The 19,449-nt window shown below is 54.4% G+C and carries 19 protein-coding genes; 7 read left to right on the top strand and 12 right to left on the bottom strand.

Features of this window, described 5'->3' with window-relative positions; translation table 11 throughout:
- Positions 1–52 precede the first annotated feature (52 nt).
- The 6 genes from P9H32_RS11480 to P9H32_RS11505 form a co-directional block, all read right to left on the bottom strand.
- Positions 53–580 (bottom strand): tRNA (cytidine(34)-2'-O)-methyltransferase, encoded by a 528-nt coding sequence (locus P9H32_RS11480; protein ID WP_322609036.1) that lies wholly within the window; start codon positions 578–580, stop codon positions 53–55.
- A gap of 684 nt (positions 581–1,264) precedes the next feature.
- The gene (locus P9H32_RS11485) at positions 1,265–1,945 is read right to left on the bottom strand and encodes a hypothetical protein (RefSeq protein ID WP_322609037.1); all 681 of its coding nucleotides are present in this window, start codon (positions 1,943–1,945) and stop codon (positions 1,265–1,267) included.
- A 3-nt stretch (positions 1,946–1,948) separates the two neighbouring features.
- Positions 1,949–5,089 (bottom strand): efflux RND transporter permease subunit, encoded by a 3,141-nt coding sequence (locus P9H32_RS11490; protein WP_322609038.1) that lies wholly within the window; start codon positions 5,087–5,089, stop codon positions 1,949–1,951.
- Positions 5,090–5,103: 14 nt separating this feature from the next.
- Entirely contained in the window at positions 5,104–6,252 is a 1,149-nt protein-coding gene (locus tag P9H32_RS11495) for an efflux RND transporter periplasmic adaptor subunit (RefSeq protein WP_322609039.1), read from the bottom strand.
- Positions 6,253–6,400: 148 nt separating this feature from the next.
- The gene (locus P9H32_RS11500; protein WP_322609040.1) at positions 6,401–7,192 is read right to left on the bottom strand and encodes a hypothetical protein; all 792 of its coding nucleotides are present in this window, start codon (positions 7,190–7,192) and stop codon (positions 6,401–6,403) included.
- 11 nt (positions 7,193–7,203) lie between these two features.
- Positions 7,204–7,638 carry a hypothetical protein gene (locus tag P9H32_RS11505; RefSeq protein ID WP_322609041.1) on the bottom strand — a complete coding sequence of 145 codons (435 nt, stop codon included), beginning with the start codon at positions 7,636–7,638 and terminating at the stop codon, positions 7,204–7,206.
- Between the two features lie 331 nt (positions 7,639–7,969).
- On the opposite strand from P9H32_RS11505, the gene P9H32_RS11510 reads away from it, so the two are divergent.
- Entirely contained in the window at positions 7,970–8,239 is a 270-nt protein-coding gene (locus tag P9H32_RS11510) for a hypothetical protein (RefSeq protein WP_322609042.1), read from the top strand.
- 103 nt (positions 8,240–8,342) lie between these two features.
- Here P9H32_RS11510 and glsA read toward each other — a convergent pair whose 3' ends face one another.
- Complete coding sequence (glsA, locus tag P9H32_RS11515) at positions 8,343–9,425, bottom strand: glutaminase A (protein WP_322609043.1); 1,083 nt, start codon at positions 9,423–9,425, stop codon at positions 8,343–8,345.
- Between the two features lie 24 nt (positions 9,426–9,449).
- Here glsA and P9H32_RS11520 point away from each other — a divergent pair, with 24 nt between their 5' ends.
- The gene (locus P9H32_RS11520; protein ID WP_322609044.1) at positions 9,450–9,995 is read left to right on the top strand and encodes a hypothetical protein; all 546 of its coding nucleotides are present in this window, start codon (positions 9,450–9,452) and stop codon (positions 9,993–9,995) included.
- On the opposite strand, the gene P9H32_RS11525 is transcribed toward P9H32_RS11520, so the two are convergent.
- The 5 genes from P9H32_RS11525 to P9H32_RS11545 form a co-directional block, all read right to left on the bottom strand.
- Entirely contained in the window at positions 9,992–10,426 is a 435-nt protein-coding gene (locus P9H32_RS11525; RefSeq protein ID WP_322609045.1) for a phosphate-starvation-inducible PsiE family protein, read from the bottom strand. The two genes, P9H32_RS11520 and P9H32_RS11525, sit on opposite strands and share 4 nt — an antisense overlap.
- A 56-nt stretch (positions 10,427–10,482) precedes the next feature.
- Complete coding sequence (ettA, locus tag P9H32_RS11530; RefSeq protein WP_322609046.1) at positions 10,483–12,150, bottom strand: energy-dependent translational throttle protein EttA; 1,668 nt, start codon at positions 12,148–12,150, stop codon at positions 10,483–10,485.
- Positions 12,151–12,384: 234 nt separating this feature from the next.
- A complete protein-coding gene (locus P9H32_RS11535; RefSeq protein WP_322609047.1) occupies positions 12,385–14,202 on the bottom strand; it encodes a HEAT repeat domain-containing protein in 1,818 nt (605 codons plus the stop codon).
- Positions 14,203–14,308: 106 nt separating this feature from the next.
- Positions 14,309–14,782 carry a hypothetical protein gene (locus tag P9H32_RS11540; protein WP_322609048.1) on the bottom strand — a complete coding sequence of 158 codons (474 nt, stop codon included), beginning with the start codon at positions 14,780–14,782 and terminating at the stop codon, positions 14,309–14,311.
- Between the two features lie 24 nt (positions 14,783–14,806).
- Complete coding sequence (locus P9H32_RS11545; protein ID WP_322609049.1) at positions 14,807–15,352, bottom strand: hypothetical protein; 546 nt, start codon at positions 15,350–15,352, stop codon at positions 14,807–14,809.
- A 40-nt stretch (positions 15,353–15,392) separates the two neighbouring features.
- On the opposite strand from P9H32_RS11545, the gene P9H32_RS11550 reads away from it, so the two are divergent.
- The 5 genes from P9H32_RS11550 (at position 15,393) to P9H32_RS11570 (ending at position 19,447) form a co-directional block, all read left to right on the top strand.
- The gene (locus tag P9H32_RS11550; RefSeq protein WP_322609050.1) at positions 15,393–15,554 is read left to right on the top strand and encodes a hypothetical protein; all 162 of its coding nucleotides are present in this window, start codon (positions 15,393–15,395) and stop codon (positions 15,552–15,554) included.
- 141 nt (positions 15,555–15,695) lie between these two features.
- Complete coding sequence (locus tag P9H32_RS11555) at positions 15,696–16,127, top strand: HYC_CC_PP family protein (protein ID WP_322609051.1); 432 nt, start codon at positions 15,696–15,698, stop codon at positions 16,125–16,127.
- Between the two features lie 73 nt (positions 16,128–16,200).
- Entirely contained in the window at positions 16,201–17,601 is a 1,401-nt protein-coding gene (locus P9H32_RS11560; protein WP_322609052.1) for an efflux RND transporter periplasmic adaptor subunit, read from the top strand.
- The gene (locus P9H32_RS11565) at positions 17,598–18,296 is read left to right on the top strand and encodes an ABC transporter ATP-binding protein (RefSeq protein ID WP_322609053.1); all 699 of its coding nucleotides are present in this window, start codon (positions 17,598–17,600) and stop codon (positions 18,294–18,296) included. The genes P9H32_RS11560 and P9H32_RS11565 overlap by 4 nt, the downstream gene beginning before the upstream one ends.
- Complete coding sequence (locus P9H32_RS11570) at positions 18,296–19,447, top strand: ABC transporter permease (protein WP_322609054.1); 1,152 nt, start codon at positions 18,296–18,298, stop codon at positions 19,445–19,447. The genes P9H32_RS11565 and P9H32_RS11570 overlap by 1 nt, the downstream gene beginning before the upstream one ends.
- Positions 19,448–19,449: the final 2 nt, after the last annotated feature.

Genomic DNA, 19,449 nt, shown 5'->3' on the forward strand with positions numbered 1-19,449 from the left:
TGTTGTGTTGTAATGCGCTTTTCGACCGCAGAATGAAAGCTGCGTTCAAAATTCATGCATTAATCTGTCGAAGTGCTTCAAACAGTACAACCGCCGCACAATTCGACAAATTGAGGGAGCGCACATTATCGAGTCTGATGGGAATGTTCAAGACTTGGTCAGAGGGTTGTGCATCGATGATTTCATCGGGCAACCCATAGGTCTCATTGCCGAAAATGAGGAAATCACCGGGTTCAAACGCCGCATCATGAAAGATTTTTTTTCCGGCTGTGCTGAAGAAAAATTTCCGACCTTTGGAATTTTTTTCCAGGAATGTTCCAAAGTCCGGATAAACGTGGAGGTCGACCGAATCCCAGTAATCCAGTCCCGCCCGGCGGACGGCACGGTCGTCGATATTGAAACCGAGCGGTTCAATCAGGTGGAGCCTGGATCCGGTAGCCGCGCAGAGGCGGGATACATTGCCGGTATTGGGAGGAATCGATGGATAGACCAGCACGATATTCATTGGAATTTCCGGAAACTGGAAATCCATCTCCTGCCGCTTCCGGTCCGAAAAGCGCATCTGTTCATTTTTTCCCATAAGCCGGACAACATAATGCGCCGGCCCATGGGTGGAAATAAAAAATTCACTCTACCGCGGGGTAAACGGTTTCGCATTCGTTCTTCATGCTGACTCTGGTCCAGCCGAGGCCCGGGTTTTCTTCGCGCCCGCTTTTTAACTGATAAACATGCTACTCGCGGTCATAGGCCCATTCTCGGTCAGTATCGTTCTGCACTTTTCAAAATGGACCGTGCTGTAGATGGAAGGGCAGGGGAAATGCGAAGTTCGGTAAACGGCCCCCGCCAGATCTTGAAGAGGTCGACGTGGTTTTCAAGGAATACCGCTTTCCTGTGATCCAGATGATCGGCCTCTATTTCGGCGTCATTGACATTGAAAAATGTCGAGTGGGGCGAGGTATTGGTTGTCCGTGCAGAAGAGGGTTGAGGGTGATCCCGGGGGAAAAGGGGATACGCCGGCATCCGGATAGATGTTGAAGTGGGTTCCAGCCGGCCTGCTTGTGTTCTGGGGAGGCCGCCGGAGCGAACCGAAACCGTTCGTCAATGAAGGCCGGCAGAGCATAATACGGCAACGGTTTTCTTTACAGTGTCTTCCGGTTGGTCGAGGGCTGTATGTTGCCCTTTGTGGAGGAGAATTTTGAAAGAGGACTAAACGGGTGTAATACAAAGAGGTTAGGATTTCATGGTACTGAATTTAAGCGAAACTCTAAAATCCTGCGGTATAAGAAACAAAAAGGGCGATGCCGCTGATTTCGGAGGAGCCGCCGACTTCTGAAAAATCGGCATGGGCCCAGTTGGCGCGGGCTCCGAGGCCGAGCATTCCTTTTTCATGTACTCGGAATTCGAATCCGGTGCGGGCGTACCAGCCCAGACCGAATACCGATTCGGAATCGTCATCCGTTGTGGTTCCGTCATCTGTCTCGGTACGATAGTTCGCATAGAGCATCAACGGTCCGCTGCCGGCATAGATGCGGACTTTTCTTCCCTGATCCAGGAAAAGGCTGGCGTACCCGCCGCCGGCCAGATCGAAGGTCCACATGGACGTGGAGAGGCTGACATACAGTCCGCTGCCGCCGGCGACAAGATAGTTGATTTTATCGAAGCGGAAACCGAGCAGGAAGGAGCATTCCAGGCCGTACTGGAAACGATCGCCTCGGGGCAGGGTGGTCCATGCGCCGCCGACCTGGGGCAGCAGTGAAACATCAACTCGTTCTGTTTCCCCGGAATCGGCATCGGGCGGAGCGAATTTCAGATCCTCATACTGCACCGCCCCGAGCAGGCCCGAAACCGTAAAGTTTTCCTCCCAGACATCATATTTATGATATTGAGCGGATGCCGTGGCGGAAATGAGCGTGAGCAGGGCAAGGGCCGGTTTCAGTGTATGCATGATTTATCCATCCTCTCGGGGGTCGGTCGGCAGTGCGGCCGGGGCCTTCTTCTTTTTTTCGGAGGCCTTCTGGACAATGTAATACAACATCGGCACAAAAATTAAACTGGCAACAGTGGCGACAAGCATGCCGCCGAACACGGTGGCCCCGAGTACGCGCCGGCTCATGGCACCGGCTCCGGTGGCAATGACGAGCGGAATAACCCCCAGAATGAAGGAGAACGCGGTCATCAATACCGCGCGGAAGCGCAGGTTGGCCGCACTCAGCGCCGCATCAAAAATGGATTTGCCTTCTTCATGTTCCACTTTGGCAAACTCCACAATCAGAATGGCGGTTTTGGTGCAGAGACCGATCAGCAGTACGATCCCGACCTGGGCATAGACGTTGTTATCGAATGCCGCAACTTTCAGGGCAATGACCGCTCCAAGCAGAGCAGTCGGTACAGACAGGCAGACGGAAACCGGAATACTCCAGCTTTCATACTGCGCGGCCAGTACGAGATAGACCATGACGATGGCCAGGATGTATATAATGGTGGTTCCGCCCTGAGCTTCTTTTTCCTGATACGAGAGTTCGGTCCATTCCACACCCATTGTATTCGGCAGTTTCCGGTCGGACATATTTTCCACGATCGCCATGGCCTGGCCTGTGCTGTAGCCATCGCCGGGCTGGCCCATAATTTTGGCCGAGGGATACATGTTGTAGCGGGTGATGGATTGCGGTCCCAGAATTTCTTCCACATCGATCACCGATCCGAGCGGCAGCATTTTTCCGTCGCGGCTGCGGATTTCCAGGTCGCGGATCTGGTCGGCTTCGCGGCGGAATTTACCGTCGGCCTGGGCGCGCACCTGGAAAACGCGGTTCATGTAGGTGAAGTCGTTCATGTAGACCGAGCCGTAGAAATACTGCAGTGCATTGAAGACGGCACTCATGGAGACATTTTTGGACAGCACCTGATCGCGTGCAATATCCACAAAAAGCTGGGGAACATTGGCGCGGAAGGTCGTGTACATACCCTGCAGGCCGGATTGCGAATTGCCGTCGTTCATGAACTCTTCGGCCACCTGCTGCAGCGTACCCATTCCAACGCCGCCGCGATCCTGAAGCATCATCACCAGACCGCCGGACATGCCGACCCCCGGAAGGGACGGCATCGGGAATGCGAAGGTGACGCCGTCTTTCAGCTGGGCCAGTTTCATGTTCAGTTCGCCGATGATTTTCGCCTGCGGCCGATCGGCCCGTTCGTCCCAGTGCTTAAACGTAACCACACTGAAGGCCGCGTTGGGAATTGCCGCTCCGTCGAGAATGGAAAAGCCGGCAATCGTCATGTAGTCGGCAATACCGTCCGTGCTGCCGATAATGGCATTGACCGATTTAATGAATTCATCTGTACGTTCCAGCGATGCCGCATCCGGCAGCTGAACATTGACCATGCAGTAACCTTCGTCTTCCTGCGGCACAAAGCCGCCGGGCAGGTCGGAAAATCCGGAAAATGCCGCAAAGGCCATGACCGCAAAAGCGATCAGGCCGATAGCCGCTTTGCGCAACGCCAGTTTTACAATTTTCAGGTAACCCGAGCGGGTTTTATCCATGCCTTTGTTGAAGGCCCCGAAGATGCCGGTTTTTGATTCCCCTTTGGAAGGACGCAATAGAATTCCGCACAGTGCCGGACTCAGCGTCAGGGCATTGATGGAGCTGAAGACGGTGGCTACGGAAATGGTTACAGCAAACTGTTTGAACAGAATCCCCGTGATGCCCGGCATGAACGAGGTCGGGACAAATACCGAGAGCAGCACCAGCGTCGTGGCAATGACCGGACCGGAAACCTCGGTCATCGCCTGCATGGCGGCTTCTTTCGGAGGCAAGCCTTCCTCATCAATCAGGCGCGTGCAGTTTTCCACGACCACAATGGCATCATCCACCACAATACCGATGACCAGCACGAGTCCGAACAGCGTAAACTGGTTGATGGAATAGCCCAGTCCCGCCATCGCGGCGAAGGTGCCGATCAGAGCGACCGGGATGGTGACAGACGGGATAATCGTGGCGCGGATATTCTGCAGGAAAATATACACGGTCAAAACCACGAGAATCAGCGTAATGAACAGGGTGTTGAGCACCTCGGCGATGGAGGCTTTAACGACCACCGTATTGTCGTAGATAATGGTGTAATCCATGCCTTCAGGAAAGCCGGCCTTGAGGGCTTCCATTTTAGCGCGGACACCGGCGACCACATCAAGGGCGTTTTCTCCGGGAATCTGATAGACCGCAATGGTGGAGGAAGGCTGTCCGTTGAGACTGGAGCGGATAATATAATTCTGGGCACCGAGTTCAACCCGGGCAATATCCCGGATACGCAGCAGCCGTCCATCGTCGCCGGTCCGGATGACAATGGCTCCGAATTCTTCAGCTTCCAGCAGGCGGCCCTTCACCTGAAGGGTAAACTGGTTCGCCTGTCCTTTCGGTACCGGCGGTTCACCGATCTGGCCTGCCGCAACCTGCAGATTCTGTTCGCGGACCGCATTGACCACATCGTCGGCCGTCAGACCGCGCGCTTTCATCTTTTCCGGATCGAGCCAGACCCGCATCGAATAGTTGCCCGCCCCGAAGGACTGTACTTCTCCAACCCCTGGAACGCGGGCCACTTCGTCTTTCACCCGGAGGGCTACATAGTTGGCCAGAAAGATGTCGTCGTGATTTTTGTTGGAACTGGTGAAGCCGATGTAGAGGTTGGCATCCGTCGATTTTTTCTGGGTGGAAACCCCGAGACGCTGTACTTCCTGAGGGAGCTGGGGAATCGCTTTGGCCACCCGGTTCTGCACCAGTACGTTGGCCATATCCAGGTCCGCGCCGGTTTCAAAGGTCACGGTCAGTTTCAAGGTTCCGTCGTTGGCACTGACGGAGTTCATATAGATCATGCCTTCGACGCCGTTGACCTCTTTTTCGATGACTGCAGCGACGGTGTCGGCCACCGTATTGGCATCGGCGCCGGGATAGGCGGCACTCACGGTAATCGCCGGCGGTGCAATATTCGGGTAACGTTCGATCGGCAGAGAAAGCAGCGAGAAGGTGCCGAGCAGCACGATGACAATGGAGATCACCGCGGCAAAAATGGGGCGTTTAATAAAGAAGTGGCTGAACATGGGAATTCTCCGTTTTATTCAGCGGCCGGAGCGGCTTCTTTTTCGGCGGCGGGTTGAGGCTGCGGTTCCGCGATACGTACGGGGATCCCCGGCCGGGCGCGCTGCAGGCCGTTGACGATCACCCGTTCATCCACGTTCAGGCCATCGGAAACAATCCGCTCAGTCCCCACCAGGGCTCCGCGCTGGATATAACGGCTTTCCACTATGTTTTCATCGTTCACGACCAATACAAAGGCTCCGCTGAGATCGCGCTGAATAGCCAGATCGGGAACAAGCACCGCTTTTTCAATTTTTTTCGGCAGCAGGATGTTTCCGTACATGCCGGGGATCAGATTGATTTTTGCATTGGGGAATTCCGCCCGTAGGCGCAGGGTGCCCGTATCCGGATCGATTTCCGGATCGGAATAATCCACGATGCCCTCTTCGGTATGCTGAATGCCGTCGGCCAGCTCCAGTTTTACGGGGGGCATTTTTTTCTTATCTTCGGTGGTGCCGCGGCCTTCGCGCAGGAACGGCATCAGTGTGCGTTCATCGACGTTGAAAAAGACATCGATAGGCGCTTCCACCACAACGGTGGTCAGCAGAGTGGAAGTGCCGCTGCCCACCAGGTTGCCGACGGAGAGTGAACGCCGGGCCACGCGCCCGGAAAACGGAGCGTGAATTTTGGTGTAGGAGAGATCCAGCATGGCTTTTTCAAGTCCGGCTTCGGCCTCCATCACGGCCGCGGCGGCGGAATCTTTATTGGCTTCGGCGGTAAGTACATCCACTTCCGAAACGGCTTTGGTTTTGTAAGCGTTTTGGTTGCGCTGCAACGTGGCTTCGGCCAGCTTCAGTGCGGCCTGCGCCTGAGCCAGCTGGGCTTTGGCGGAGTTGACTGCCGATTCGTATTGCTCCGGTTCGATGGTAAAGAGCAGATCGCCTTTGTTTACCCGCTGGCCGTCTTCAAAATCGATGGATTTCAGGAAGCCTGTGACGCGGGCGCGGATATCGACTTCGTCCGAGGCGGCAGCGCGGCCGGGAAAACTGTCATAAACGGTGACATCCCTGACCACCGGTGTCTGCACGCCCACTTCGGGAGCCGGCGGCGGCTGAAATTCATTCTTCGGCGTGCATCCGATTAAAAAAAAGACCGAAAGGCCGGAAAAAATAAACAGCTTGTTCATAACTCATATCTCCTCTTTTTGAACATGAAAAAGGGTAGTTTTGATCCGTGGCGGTGTCGAGGGCGAATCTCTTAATTCAATGAGGGCCGGAGGAGTCAATCCGTATTCTGTCGAGGAGGGCGGTGGTTCGCCGGCAAACGACCATGGGCTATCGCTTGAACAGGGCGTTTTCGGGAATCAGGTATTCGATGGTGAAGAACAGTGATCCGTCGGAGAGGTCGTCGGGGATTTCTGCAAATGAATAGGCTTCGAGTTTCAGGTTCAGCGGAAGTCTTCCATCAATGATTTTTCCGAATCCGCCCCCGATCGGAACGGTCCAGCGTTTGTCGGAAGAGGCTTCCCAGTTGATCGTGTTGACCGGAGAGGTGCCGATCCACCAGCCGTTGCCGAGATTGGCATAAAACCAGTATTCGACCCGGGTTTGGTTTACATCGGGCCGGTGGTTGTCGCCGGCAAAGGACCAGAGCTGGTTTGCGCGTAATCCGAAAACAAGGGGCCCGGTTTCGGCATTGACGGCCGCTGCCAGTCCCGCACTCCATTTCCGTGTGCCGAGCTGGGGATCTGTTCCCGATGGAATCTGGAAGGCCGGACCTGCACCCAAGGAAATTTTACGGCTTCCGAATGGGGTATACAGACTTTCGTACAGAATATCGCCGAGGCCGAAAGAATCCTTTTCGCCGGGGGTGCGGCCGGGCTGGTATTTGAATGGAATGTTCAGGCGGTTAACGAGGTTCCAATCTGTGGAAATCCGGGAAACCATGGAGGGGGTGAGAGCGGTGGTCCAGTTGACTGCGCCTTTGTGGCCATAACCGAAATCAAGGCGGGTTTCGGCCGGAATCCGGATCAGATCGGCCAGCGGGTTCTGTGCCTGTTTGGCCCAGTGGGTCAGTTCGTCGGCGGCGCAGGTCAGAGCACAGCAGGCCGCCATGATGGATGTCATACGTTTTATCATTAGAAATAGATACCGGCGGTGAAGGCGAATCCGTCCCAGTCGCCGACTACATATTTTGCTTCGATAAACAGGCGGGTTTCGTCATTAAGATCCAGCGTGGCGCCGGCTCCGAGGTTTGCACCGATCCGGTTGTATTTGCTGTGAACGGCCCAGTCGATGCCGGCCAGGGGATAGCATTGAAATCCCGATTCGGGGTTGATGATATAGTGAAAGTCCGCATCGAAACGACCGGTGACCTTGTGCTGGTTATAGAGTCCGGCCTGCAGGGCGATGTCGTACTGCAACTCCGGGCCGAAGAGAAAATCCTTACGTGCCTGGGCACCGAAATCTCCGTCAAAGGTTCCCGCGCCGATTCCCCAGCCTTTGGGGGCGGCCATGGAATGCAGGATGCCGGTGAATGTGACGAGAAATAGAAGAGCTGCTGTTTTTTTCATGATGGTTTATCCGGTCGGAGTAAATGAGTCAGGGTAATGCCGAAGGGCAGAGGATCGGAGCTTCGCATATTGTTCAGTTACAGTCGTATCAAAACCGATTTTATGCGGGGTGCGGCGGTGCATCGCAGATGTTCGCTTAGACCTTGAAATAATGCTTTATTTGTCACCTCTTTCGTTGAGCCGATAAAGATAATTGGAACGGTGAAATGAACTGGAAGTTATGTATAGGTATTCTTCGGTCAGATGAAAATGTTTTTTATTGGTATTGATGCGGTTCATCAGCTTTCCGGATGAGCGCCCGGAATTCAGTGCCCGTTGATGGAGTATTGAGATGATGCTTTTTATACTGTGCAGTCTATGCGCACTTGGTTTTTTTATCGGTTCAGTGAAGGCTTACCTGAAACTGAAGCAGTATTTTAGGGATGTGCCTGAAGAGCCGGAAACGGCGCCGTCTGATTCGCTGGTCGATGTGTTGTTCAATGAGCGGTTGAGAAATGATCCCGATGCCCGGAAAATACAGAAACAGACCATCGGTCTTTTCTGCGCCGCACTGCTGATGGTGCATGTGGCGATGCTTTTTTACGGAGCGGGCATGCGGTGATCTGCACAGGCCGCATAGAAAAAAGTGCTTTTTCTGTGTGTTCAGCGGTTGAATTAAGTTCCGCCGATTATGTTTTTCCGACCGGAGAGCGTGTGCCGTCGTTTTATTCCGGATTTGCGCCGTAGATACCCAGACCGAGTTCGCCGGAAATCTGCCGGATGGCTTTCATGGCTTTGATCGAATTGCCCGAGGCATTCAGCCGGGGAGAAAAGGCTGCAATGGCAAACTTGCCGGGAACCACAGCGACAATACCGCCGCCAACACCGGTTTTGGCCGGCAGTCCCGCTTGTGCCATCCATTCGCCGGATTCATCGTAAAAACCGGCTGTGGCCATAATGGCCAGCAGTTCGGGAACGTGTTCTTTTTGCAGCACCTGTTTTACAGTGATTGGATTTTTTCCGCCGTTGGCCAGCGTTGCTCCCATAATCGCCAGATTCTCGCAGCTGACACCGAGAGCGCACTGCTTGGTATAAACACGAAGCGCTTCCTCCGGATCGCAGTAGAGCCGGTGATAACTGTAGAGCAGGTTGGCGATTGCCCGGTTGCTCCAGGCCGTGTCGTATTCGGATTGATAAACCTTTTCCAGCAACTCGAGTTCAGAGCCTGCAAAGTCGCTGAGGTTTTGGCGGATCAGATACCAGCGTTTGTCTTCAGAATCGGCATTGATCAGGCTCACCGCGGCGATTGCTCCGGCATTGACCAGTGGGTTGACTGAACGCTTTTCGTAGATTTCCAGCGCAAGTTTGGAATTGAAAGGAAGGCCGGTGGGTTCGACACCGATCTTCTCTTTAAGCACTTCAGGGCTGGTCTGATTCATTACCAGTGCCGCAGTGAAGGGTTTGGAAATGGACTGAATGGAAAATTTATATTCAACGTCGCCGGCGCTGAACAGGGTGCCGTCGGGGGTGGCCAGCACAATGCCGAAGAGATTGCTCGGGGTTTCCGTCAGAATGGGAATATAGTCCGCATTTCTGCCCTCAGAGAGGTTTTTGAAGTCCGCATACGCTTTATCGACAGCGGTCTGAAGCCGCGAGGCTGTGATGCCGGAAAAACTTGGCTCTGCCAGCGTTCCGGACAAAGACAGGTTGTCATCAGCGGGTGGCTGCGGGGCTTTGCCTGCGCCAGCATAGACGCCGATACTGATGAGGCTTGAGAGAAATACAGCTGAATACGATAACGCTTGCATGACGGCTCTCCTTGTCATTTACAGATGGCTCAGTTAACGTTGGAAATCTTCCAATGGATGGAAAACTATGTCAACGATTACAGAGGAATCATGATGCTGAATAATTATTTTCAAATTGTACTGGTCGTTTCGGCGTCATGCATACTGAGCGGATGCGCAACCATCGGCCGTGAGCAGGACCGGGCCATGAATCACGCCGCGGATCACACGTTGGCGGGCATGCTGCTGGAGCATCAGGAACTGCAGTCGAAATTGTCTCTGGCGCCGGGATATCTTGTTGTCGAGCGTTCAGGCTCCGGAATTCCGATGTTTGGAAAACGGGGCAAGGGGATTATGACCGATACGAAAACGGGGGACCGTGTGGCTGTACGTTTGCTGGAGCTGGAAATTGACGGTGCCTGGGGGCTGGGTGATTACTCGGGGCTTTACCTGTTCCGCTCAAAAGAGGATTTCGAGCAGGCGATGTCGGGGCAATGGAGTGCGGAAGATGCCGGGACAATATTTGTTACGGCCGGCGGTCAGGCCTCCGTAGAGTATATCGTGGAGAAGATAACGATTGCTCCGAATTAACGTTCCGGTTTTTCCGAGCGTTTCCGGCTGTGCGACAGGGAATGGCGCACCAGAAAAAAACCGGCCGACATCGAGAGCACCAGCGCAGCCACGGAAAACATCATTTCAGGGGTGGCTGTTTTATAATCCAGAATGATGACTTTCCGTGCAACGGCCACCAGTGCGACCAGCAGTACAACCTCGACATGAATTTCATGTTTCAGCAGATAGGCTTTGATCGTTTCAAGCAGTTCGAGGCCGATGATGACCATCAGAATAAATCCGAAAACCTCCATCATTTCAGCAACATCCAGCAGCCATTTCGGGGGTTTCAGCATTTCCTGCCAAAGAATAACGCCGACTTCGACTGTGGCGAGAAATACAGCAAACATCATGAATGCCATAAGGGTGAGGACAATGAAATGTTCAAACTTTTCGAGTAATATTTTCATTAAAACCTTTCTCGGCAACATAGAGGACGAGAAAGGTCCGGTCCGTAAAAAAAAATCTATTTTTTCAGAGGGCGGTAGCGGATGCGATGAGGGCTCCAGTTTTCACCTTTTGACTTTTTCATGAACGCCTTGAAGGATTCATAGTTGCCTTCGTGCCAAATCACTTCCTCGCCTTCGAAGGCGAGGATGTGTGTGGCAACGCGGTCGAGAAACCAGCGGTCGTGGCTGATCACCACGGCACAGCCGCCGAAATTCATCAACCCTTCTTCCAGGGAGCGAAGGGTGGCGACGTCGAGGTCGTTGGTCGGTTCGTCGAGCATCAGCAGGTTTCCGCCGCCGCGCAGCAGTTTGGCCAGATGCACGCGGTTTCGCTCCCCGCCGGAGAGTACGCCGACTTTTTTCTGCTGTTCAGCTCCTTTGAAATTAAAGCGCGCGCAATAGGCGCGTGAGCTCATTTCGCGTCCGCCGACTTCGATGGTTTCTTCGCCGCCGGAAATTTCCTCCCAGATCGTTTTATCGGGATCGAGGTCGTCGCGCAACTGGTCGACGTAGGAGATATCCACGCTGTCGCCAAGTTCCAGGGTACCTGCAGTAAGCTCCTCTGTACCGATGATCATTTTGAAGAGCGTGGTTTTCCCGGCACCGTTGCCGCCGATAATTCCTACAATGCCGCCGGGCGGAAGATCAAAGTTGACGTTGTCAAACAGCAGGCGGTCTCCAAAGGCTTTTGCCACATCACGCGCCTGAACCACCTTCTGACCGAGACGTTTTCCGACCGGAATCTGAATGGATAGATTATCTTCGGCGGTATCAAATTCCTGATTGGCCAGTTCCTCGTAGCGTTTCAGACGCGCCTTGTTTTTGGTAAGGCGGCTGGAAGCATTCATACGCACCCAGTCCAGTTCCTGCTTTAACATTTTTTTGCGGGAGGCATTGAGCTTTTGGGTCTGCTCAGCAATCAGCTGTTTCTGCTCCAGCCACGCTTCATAATTTCCTTTGTAGGGGAATGTACGGCCCGCATCCAGTTCAAGGATCCATTCTGTGACGTTGGACAGAAAGTAGCGATCATGGGTCACCACAACCAGTGTGCCGGTGAAGCGTTTCAGATGTTCTTCCAGCCAGCCGACGGATTCGGCGTCCAGGTGGTTGGTCGGTTCGTCGAGCAGCAGTACGTCCGGATTCTGCAACAGCAGGCGGCACATGGCCACGCGGCGCTTCTCCCCGCCGGAGAGAACGTCGACGGGCTGGTCTCCTTCCGGAAGACGCAGAGCGTCCATGGCCATCTCCACCTGCCGGTCGATCTCCCAGAGGTTGTTAGCATCAATTTCGTCCTGCAGTTTGGCCACTTCATCGTTCAGTTTTTCGGACTCTTCGTCGGAAACGTCCCCGCTGAGGAGTTCCCAGATTTCGTCGTAGCGATCGAGTTTGGCCTGTTGTTCCGCCACGCCCTCCATCACGCATTCCTGAACGGTTTTTCCCGGGGTCAGTTCCGGCTCCTGCTCCAGGTAACCGATTTTTGTATTCTTTGCGATGATGCATTGGCCTATGAATTCATCATCCAGCCCGGCCATAATTTTCAATAAACTCGATTTGCCCGAACCGTTTCCCCCGATCACTCCAATCCGTGCTCCAAAAAAGAACGACAGGTTCACATCCTCCAGAATGGTTTTTGCACCATGCTGTTTCGTCAGATTTTCGAGGGTATAAACATATTCTCCAGCCACGAATCACTCCTTGCAGTTTTGATTTTGTTCAGGGTGCCGGCCGTACTCGCATGATGAATAGCTGAACCCCGAAACCGTTTGTCTGTAAATAAAGCTCGGTTTTTTACCTGCAGCAATAAAAAAGGGCAAGCCGCACCTCTCATCATCCTGAAAAGGATTTGCATCTGATAAACGCGATCGTACGCGTTAGATGCAGGGGCAAAATGGGCCGATATTCGCGAATATTATATTCGGCTACATCGGCGGAATCTGTTCCGGAAGCGGAGGGTTGGGTACCCAGTTTTGGTCACGGTCGGGCATGAAGGTCACGATCATTTCACCGATGCGGCTGCCGTTGATGTATCCGATGCGGAAGCGTACCGGCTGGGATACATCGCCGGATTCGTCTTCGGTTTCCGCGCTGACCGGACGAATCGTGTCGTATTGGCGCGAAAATACGCGCAGGGCCCGGTCCGGGTTCGGGCGTATTTTCATCAGCAGGGGTTCCGCCGCAGGTTCATCCAGTTTCTGAAGGGCAACATAGAAGGGGGAATCGGTTAAAATTTCTCCGGCCTCCAGCTTTTTATTTACCACCTTCATCAGCGGGTGAAGTGCACGTTTTTCGCCCTGACTGCCCAGAATGTGCGCCGCATTTCCGGGGATCAGTTCGTCGTCGTCTTCAATGGCGGCAATGAGCGGAAGGGTGGCTTTGTATCCGGCTTCCGACAGTTTTTCCTCGCTGATGGTTCGGTTGGCTTCACCGCGGAACATATCGCGCTTTTCTTTAATGACGGGGATGCCGTCGTCATCAAAATCAGGCTGTTCGGGAGGCGGCATTGTGGTGTCGCCCAGCAGGGCAATCAGAAGTGGAATATACTCGCGGGAGACTTCAAATTTCGGGTTTATGATGACGTTGAACGCCGGCCTTGCCTGCATTTCAAGACTGGAGACGACCGCGTGGTCCAGGCTGAATGTCGGATCAAGCGCTGAGAGGGACGCCCAGAGATCAATCCGCCACGAGGGCGCTCCGGGCCAGGAACCGCGGCCGGCCATCCATTTTTTCGCATCGGTGCCGGCCTTTGCTTCTGCTTCTGCAACGACGCGTTCAACGACACTTCGGCCCATGCGTTCCAGAGCAAATGCGGCGTGTTCACGAAAAGCTTCCACCGGATGAGCCGCCGCCTGCAGTAAAGTGTCGACTGCGGCGTCGCCCATTTTTACCAGATTGGCTACAACCCCTTTGTCGATCCCCTGTTTGGAATCAACAGAGGCACGGGCAAGCTGGTACCAGATCAGATCGTTTCCAGTCGTTGGAACCGCCTTTAGCCGCCGCAGTACAGCAATTGCGCCGGATCTGATTTTTGAATTTTCGCTTTTCAGTGCATTGAGAACGCTGGGCTTGGTGGAATCTCCCAGCGTTTCGAGCGATGCGATGGCGGCATTGCTGACGTGTGTTTCAGAATCGCCAAGCGCACGGATGAGTGCGGCGATGGCGGAATCCCCGCCACACCGGCCGAGTGACTCAACACTGGCCAGGCGCAAATCCGCTGAGGGATCATCGATTTTTCCGGCCAGGCCTGCACTGGCTGATGGGTCGCCAATTTGGCCGAGTGATTTTGCCGCCGCCAGTTGCACGGCGGCCTCGGAATCATCGAGAGCATCGACCAGCTGCGGTACAGCGCCGGCGGCTTTGAGTGCTCCCAGTTTTTCGGCCGCGATAGTGCGGGATTCGGAAAAGTCGAGTTTCAGTGCCGCGCTGAGCGGTGTGACGGCGGCGGGGGTGCCGATTTCGGCGAGGGCTTCGACGGCGGCCATAACAATTTCATCTTCGGAGTCATTGTACAGCGCCGCGAGATCATCAATGGCCTGTTCCGCTTTCAGGTCGCCGAGGGCTTCTGTGGCGGCAAGACGTACTTCATATTTCGGGTCCTGCAGAGCTTTAATCAGTTTTTCAACATTTCCGCCGGCTTTCCATTTTGAGATATCATCAACGGTTCGGCTGCAGCCGGTCAGCCCCAGCAGGACGGCGAATGTGATTAGATAGATAAATGAAAACAGTCTTTTGTTCATCATGAAATTCAACCCCTTAAATAGACGGGACGCGTCTGATTGAATTCTCTGGACGGTCCCGGTTTGTAATTTTGATATACTATAAGATGTGTTGGATCTTTCAAGCGGGTTACGTCTCTTCCGTGAAAACCGCCTGTTCGACGTGGAGGGAGGCGATCTGGCTGGAGTAGCCGGCAATTTTGACCCAGTGGATGATCCAGCAGATCAGGCTGCCGATGCCGAGTACGCTTCCAAGGTATGGAATGGCGCTGATGACATTGAGGATACACATGGCCAGTCCCACGGCTTTTCCTGGTTCAGCGGTGTCGGGCTGTACATTGAGCGATTCAAACTCGTTTTTAAGCGATTTAGAAACATTGATGACTAAAATAAACTGCCAGACAATGTTAAAGAGCGGAATCAGCATCAGCCAGACCATTGAGGGGGCCATCGCCTGATTTTCCACCCGGCAGCGCCCGAGCGCTTTCTGAAGGGTCAGCAGCCAGAAAATGGTTGGAATCGCAAGCAACAGTAGTAGGGCGAGCATGACACCGATGATCATTCCGGCTTCCGTTGCGCCGAACTCTCCATATGTATTATTCATGACATTTCCTTTAAAGATTCAGGTTTAAAAAATGAGAAGATCCTGCGGGGCATTAATCCCGAACAGTTTTTGAGAAAGCTCATCTATTACACCGAGGGTCTCCGGTGAAAGAAGCTCGATAATTTCCTCAATGACATCCCCGCACAGGATATAGGGTGCACCGCTGAAGATCAGGTTTTTATCGATGCAGAAACCATACAGCTGGTATTCGTCGACCTCATCGGCTGGGAAACCTTTTACAAGGCAGTGCGAAACCCACGGTTCATGGCGGGTGCCGTATTTTTCCATAAACTGTTCCTGTCGGGCATTCATATCGGTATGTGCGGCAAAATAGTCGGCGATACGTTGGCGGCTTTCAGGTGACATGGCGTTGTGGCATTGGGTGTAGCAGTCCAGGCAGAGGGCATGTTCAAAAATGGTTTCCCCTTTTTTAAAGGCCTTTTCAATCAGGTAGTTGGTGCCGGGTGCCATCAGATCGGTTTCGCAAAGTCGACATTTCTCTATCGGTTTTCCGGTTTCGAACGACCAGAAAATTTCAGGTAGCGGGATGTAGGCTTGATGAATATCCATAGTCGAAAGGTACGCTTCTGAAGGGGTGAGGCAAGTCTTTATGAAACGGTATAAACCATCTGTTTCCGGCTTGGCATTTTTTCTGCGTAATTCTCCTGTTGCTGAAAAGGAGCAGAACATTATGCGGTACAAACTTGAAATTCCGTGGACGGCCCGGCTGATTAATGTGCTGGGTATCCGTCGCAACCGTTCGTTGCGGTAACTGTTATATCGAGAACTCACGCTCTGCATTGTGGTTTGATGCTTTCAGGGGAGAATTCCAAAGGCTGAAAAACGGTGTTGTTGAGAGGTAGTTTGAACATAGCCTTGAAACGTGTGTCTGATGAGCCTATAAGGATTTCATATGAATAAGGCCCGTCCATTCAGCGCAATGAAAAGCCGCCGGCAAAAGCTGGCGGTATCTTCGTTGGTGCTCGGCGCTTTTCTTTTCACTGTTCTGATTAACTGCATGTGCGGCCCGTACTGTGCGCAGACCGCCGCTGAAGATGGATTGGCGAAGCCGGTGCAGAACGGCTGTTGTTCAACCCATGCTCCCGCATCGGAACACAGTTGCTGTAAACATAAAGCCGGTGAAACGCATTGCGATGAGGATATCGCAGAGCATGCGCTCGAACTTTCAAATCCATCCGTTCCGGTTGCTGTTCCGGCAACGGCGATTGTTGAGATGGTGTTTTTTGAGCCGTTTAAAAATGCGGTCTTTCATGTGCCGGTTGTGTGCCGTTATAAAGAGCACGCCCCTCCGAACTATATTCAGTTTCAATCCTTCCTGATCTGATTTTCTCCTGTCGTTCTTCGGAATGTGCTGCAGGTGAACTATGCCTGCGTTAACAGGAAACCAGGATCAGATAATGGAACACGATTTGTCAAAAACCATGGCGGAATTTCCATCCGCCGGAAAAAAACAGACTCATGGAGAGCGATTTCGGCCTCTGCTGCTCGCGGCTGTATTGCTGGCCGCTATGGTGCTGTTGCTCGGGATTATTTTCCGGGCACAGCTGACTCCGGCCGTGCCGGTAGAGACGGCGCGCGTCATGCTGCTCGAACAGGAGGAGGGCGGGACGCAGGTTTCCGTTTCCGGAACTCCGCAATTGCTTTTTCAGGCGTCGGGATGGGTGGAGCCCGACCCGTGGCATGAGAGTATTGCGGTTAAAACCGACGGCTATGTCGAGGAGGTTTTTGTCCGGGAAGGGGACGCGGTTACCAACGGCCAGATGCTCGCCCGGCTGGATCCGGCGGATCATCAACTGGCCTTGGCCGAAGCCGATGCAAATGTGCGGAAGCAGGAGGCCGTGCTGAATTCCAAAAAAAGTATTGCCGATGCAGAGCTGAAGCAGGTTGAGGCGGCGCGGTTCAAGGTGGAGGCCGCCGTGGCCCGGCTGACCCGCGAACGCGATACCTCTGAACGCTATGCCAACTCTTCGCCGGGTGTGATTTCCCATGCCGACCGCGTGTCGGCGGAGCAGGCGGTGGTTGAATTCGAGGCCGAGGAAAAAGCGGCACGCGCAGGGCTGACGGCACTCGAAGCACGAGCGGTTGCTGCGGAAGCTGAAATTAAGGTCGCCGCCGCAGCGCTGGCATCGGCTAAAGAGCAGCGGGCAATGGCCCGCCTGGCATTGGATCGGACCGTTGTCCGGTCGACAATGGACGGGATTATTTTACAGCGATTTGTGAAGCCGGGCGATAAACGTGTGGTGATGTCGGATGATCCGCACAGCGCACATATTGCCGAAGTGTATAATCCCGAAAAACTGCAGGTCCGGGTCGATGTTCCGCTTTCCGAGGCAGGAAAGCTGCAGGTTGGGCAACCTGCAAAAATCACCACGGCCATGCTACCGGGGCGTACGTTTGAGGGGCGGGTGATCAGCATTACCGGCCAGGCCGACCTGCAGCGGAATACATTGCAGGCCAAGGTGGCGATCAGCGAGCCTGACCCGCGTATGCGGCCGGATGTGCTCTGCCGTGTGGAGTTTTATGGGGTTCCGGTTTCCGGCGTATCCGGTGCGGTTTCCGCCTCGGGATATTCGCTGTGGATTCCTCAGTCCGCTCTGCAGTCGGATGCCGCGGAGCAGCCGGTATGGGTTGTGGATCCGCTAAACGGCGTAGCGGAGCAGCGCATGGTTAAACTGACCGGAGCGGTTAAAGAAGGTTTTCGCGGTGTTTCAACAGGCGTGCGGGCCAATGAAAAGGTCATTGTACAGGCCGAAGGTAAACTGGCCGAAGGTGTAAGGGTGAAGGAGATCAGCAAATGAGTGAACATAATCGTATTTTGATTAAGTGCCGGAATCTGACGAAGCACTATAAAAAGGGCAGCCGGCTGGTGACCCCGCTGGAAGGGCTCGATCTGGATGTGCAGCAGGGTGAGTTTCTGGCACTGATGGGCCCGTCGGGATCGGGCAAAACAACCCTGTTGAATCTGATGGCCGGCATTGACCAGCCGAGCGAGGGCCTGCTGGAGGTCTGCGGCGAAGAAATCGGTAAACTTTCGCGCAGCCGGCTGGCGCGCTGGCGGGCGGCGAACGTGGGGTATATTTTTCAGCTTTATCATTTAGTCCCGGTTCTGACGGCATTTGAAAATGTGGAGCTTCCGCTGCTGCTCAGCAATATGTCGCGTCGGGAACGGCGGGAGCGGGTGGAGCATACGCTCGCGCTGGTCGGACTCGACGGCCGTATGCACCATTTCCCGAAAGAGCTCTCCGGCGGTCAGGAGCAGCGTGTGGCGATTGCGCGGGCGCTGGTGACTTCGCCCGATCTGCTGGTGGCTGATGAACCGACCGGTGACCTCGATCGCGAGGCTGCGGATTCGGTATTGCAGCTGCTGCATCAGCTGGTGACAGAATATGGGAAAACGATTGTGATGGTCACCCACGACCCGCGTGCCGCCGAGCGTGCTCATCGTCTGCTGCATCTGGAAAAAGGGCGGCTGCTTGAAACGGAGGCCGGCTGATGTTTGTGAAGCTTTTTCGATTATTGGTGCTGGCGGGAAAACAGCTGATCCGGCACCGGGTGAGGACGTTGCTGACGTTGCTGGGTGTGGCGTCGGGGATGTTTCTGTTTACGACGGTGCAGACGATGCAGCGTTCGCTGGATAAATCGACCCGGATGACGGCGTCGGATACCACGCTGGTGGTTTACCGGGAAAACCGTTTCTGTCCGGAGACGAGCCGGCTGCCGGAATTTTATCTCGATGAAATTGCCCGGATTGACGGAGTGCGCGAGGTGATTCCCGTAAAGATTGCTGTGAGCAACTGCGGGGCGAGCCTGGATGTGGTGACGTTCCGAGGGGTGCCTGCGGACCGGCTTTCCGGTTATGCCCCTGAAATGAATATTCTTGAGGGGTCATATGAAGCCTGGCGGAATCGCGATGACGGAGCGCTGGTCGGTAAAGAGCTGGCGGCGAAGCGCGGGCTGAAACCCGGCGATGCCTTTGAGGCGGCCGGCGTGCGCGTGGTGGTTTCGGGTATTGTGGATTCGCCGCTGCCGCAGGATAACAGCGTGGCGTATGTGCATCTTCCGTTTATCCAGCAGGCGTCGAAGCACGGTCTCGGAATTGTGACGCAGTTCAATGTGCGCGTGAATGCAGGCGAGGATCTTGAAGCGGTTTCGGACCGGATCGATGAACGGTTCCGCAGCGAGACCGAGCCGACGGCAACCCAGCCGGAAAAGGCCTTTTTTGCGCAGACGGCGCGCGAACTGATTGATCTGATCAGCTTTACACGCTGGATCGGGCTGGGTGCGGTGCTGGCGGTGCTGGGACTGATCGGTAATGCGGTGCTGCTGGTGGTTCGCGGCCGTGTAAAGGAAAATGCCATTCTGCAGACCATTGGTTTTCCCGGAGTGGCCGTGGCCTACATGGTGGTTTGTGAAGGTGCGCTGCTTGGATTCGGAGGCAGTCTGCTGGGGGTTGGCCTGGCGACACTTTTCCTGAAACTGCGGGGGCTCTCCTTCGGGAATGAAGGTCAGGTAATGGCGCTGCTGCCGGATGCACAGGTGCTGCTCACTGGAATGAGTCTGGCATTGATTCTGGGTATGGCGGCTTCGCTGGTGCCGGCGTGGACGGCGATGCGCCGTCCGATTGTTGAAAGTCTGAGGAGCTGATT

This window comes from Pontiella agarivorans (genome assembly GCF_034531395.1).
GTDB lineage: Bacteria > Verrucomicrobiota > Kiritimatiellia > Kiritimatiellales > Pontiellaceae > Pontiella > Pontiella agarivorans.

Excerpts from the sequence above, each read along its gene's own strand:
- P9H32_RS11555 (WP_322609051.1), top strand. The coding sequence starts at position 15,696 with ATGAATAAGGCCCGTCCATTCAGCGCAATGAAAAGCCGCCGGCAAAAG.
- P9H32_RS11545 (WP_322609049.1), bottom strand. The coding sequence starts at position 15,352 with ATGGATATTCATCAAGCCTACATCCCGCTACCTGAAATTTTCTGGTCG.
- P9H32_RS11565 (WP_322609053.1), top strand. The coding sequence starts at position 17,598 with ATGAGTGAACATAATCGTATTTTGATTAAGTGCCGGAATCTGACGAAG.
- P9H32_RS11560 (WP_322609052.1), top strand. The coding sequence starts at position 16,201 with ATGGAACACGATTTGTCAAAAACCATGGCGGAATTTCCATCCGCCGGA.
- P9H32_RS11535 (WP_322609047.1), bottom strand. The coding sequence starts at position 14,202 with ATGATGAACAAAAGACTGTTTTCATTTATCTATCTAATCACATTCGCC.
- P9H32_RS11525 (WP_322609045.1), bottom strand. The coding sequence starts at position 10,426 with ATGAAAATATTACTCGAAAAGTTTGAACATTTCATTGTCCTCACCCTT.
- P9H32_RS11485 (WP_322609037.1), bottom strand. The coding sequence starts at position 1,945 with ATGCATACACTGAAACCGGCCCTTGCCCTGCTCACGCTCATTTCCGCC.
- glsA (WP_322609043.1), bottom strand. The coding sequence starts at position 9,425 with ATGCAAGCGTTATCGTATTCAGCTGTATTTCTCTCAAGCCTCATCAGT.
- P9H32_RS11570 (WP_322609054.1), top strand. The coding sequence starts at position 18,296 with ATGTTTGTGAAGCTTTTTCGATTATTGGTGCTGGCGGGAAAACAGCTG.
- P9H32_RS11500 (WP_322609040.1), bottom strand. The coding sequence starts at position 7,192 with ATGACATCCATCATGGCGGCCTGCTGTGCTCTGACCTGCGCCGCCGAC.
- P9H32_RS11540 (WP_322609048.1), bottom strand. The coding sequence starts at position 14,782 with ATGAATAATACATATGGAGAGTTCGGCGCAACGGAAGCCGGAATGATC.
- P9H32_RS11495 (WP_322609039.1), bottom strand. The coding sequence starts at position 6,252 with ATGAACAAGCTGTTTATTTTTTCCGGCCTTTCGGTCTTTTTTTTAATC.
- P9H32_RS11550 (WP_322609050.1), top strand. The coding sequence starts at position 15,393 with ATGAAACGGTATAAACCATCTGTTTCCGGCTTGGCATTTTTTCTGCGT.
- P9H32_RS11520 (WP_322609044.1), top strand. The coding sequence starts at position 9,450 with ATGGCTCAGTTAACGTTGGAAATCTTCCAATGGATGGAAAACTATGTC.
- P9H32_RS11505 (WP_322609041.1), bottom strand. The coding sequence starts at position 7,638 with ATGAAAAAAACAGCAGCTCTTCTATTTCTCGTCACATTCACCGGCATC.
- P9H32_RS11490 (WP_322609038.1), bottom strand. The coding sequence starts at position 5,089 with ATGTTCAGCCACTTCTTTATTAAACGCCCCATTTTTGCCGCGGTGATC.
- P9H32_RS11480 (WP_322609036.1), bottom strand. The coding sequence starts at position 580 with ATGGGAAAAAATGAACAGATGCGCTTTTCGGACCGGAAGCGGCAGGAG.
- P9H32_RS11510 (WP_322609042.1), top strand. The coding sequence starts at position 7,970 with ATGATGCTTTTTATACTGTGCAGTCTATGCGCACTTGGTTTTTTTATC.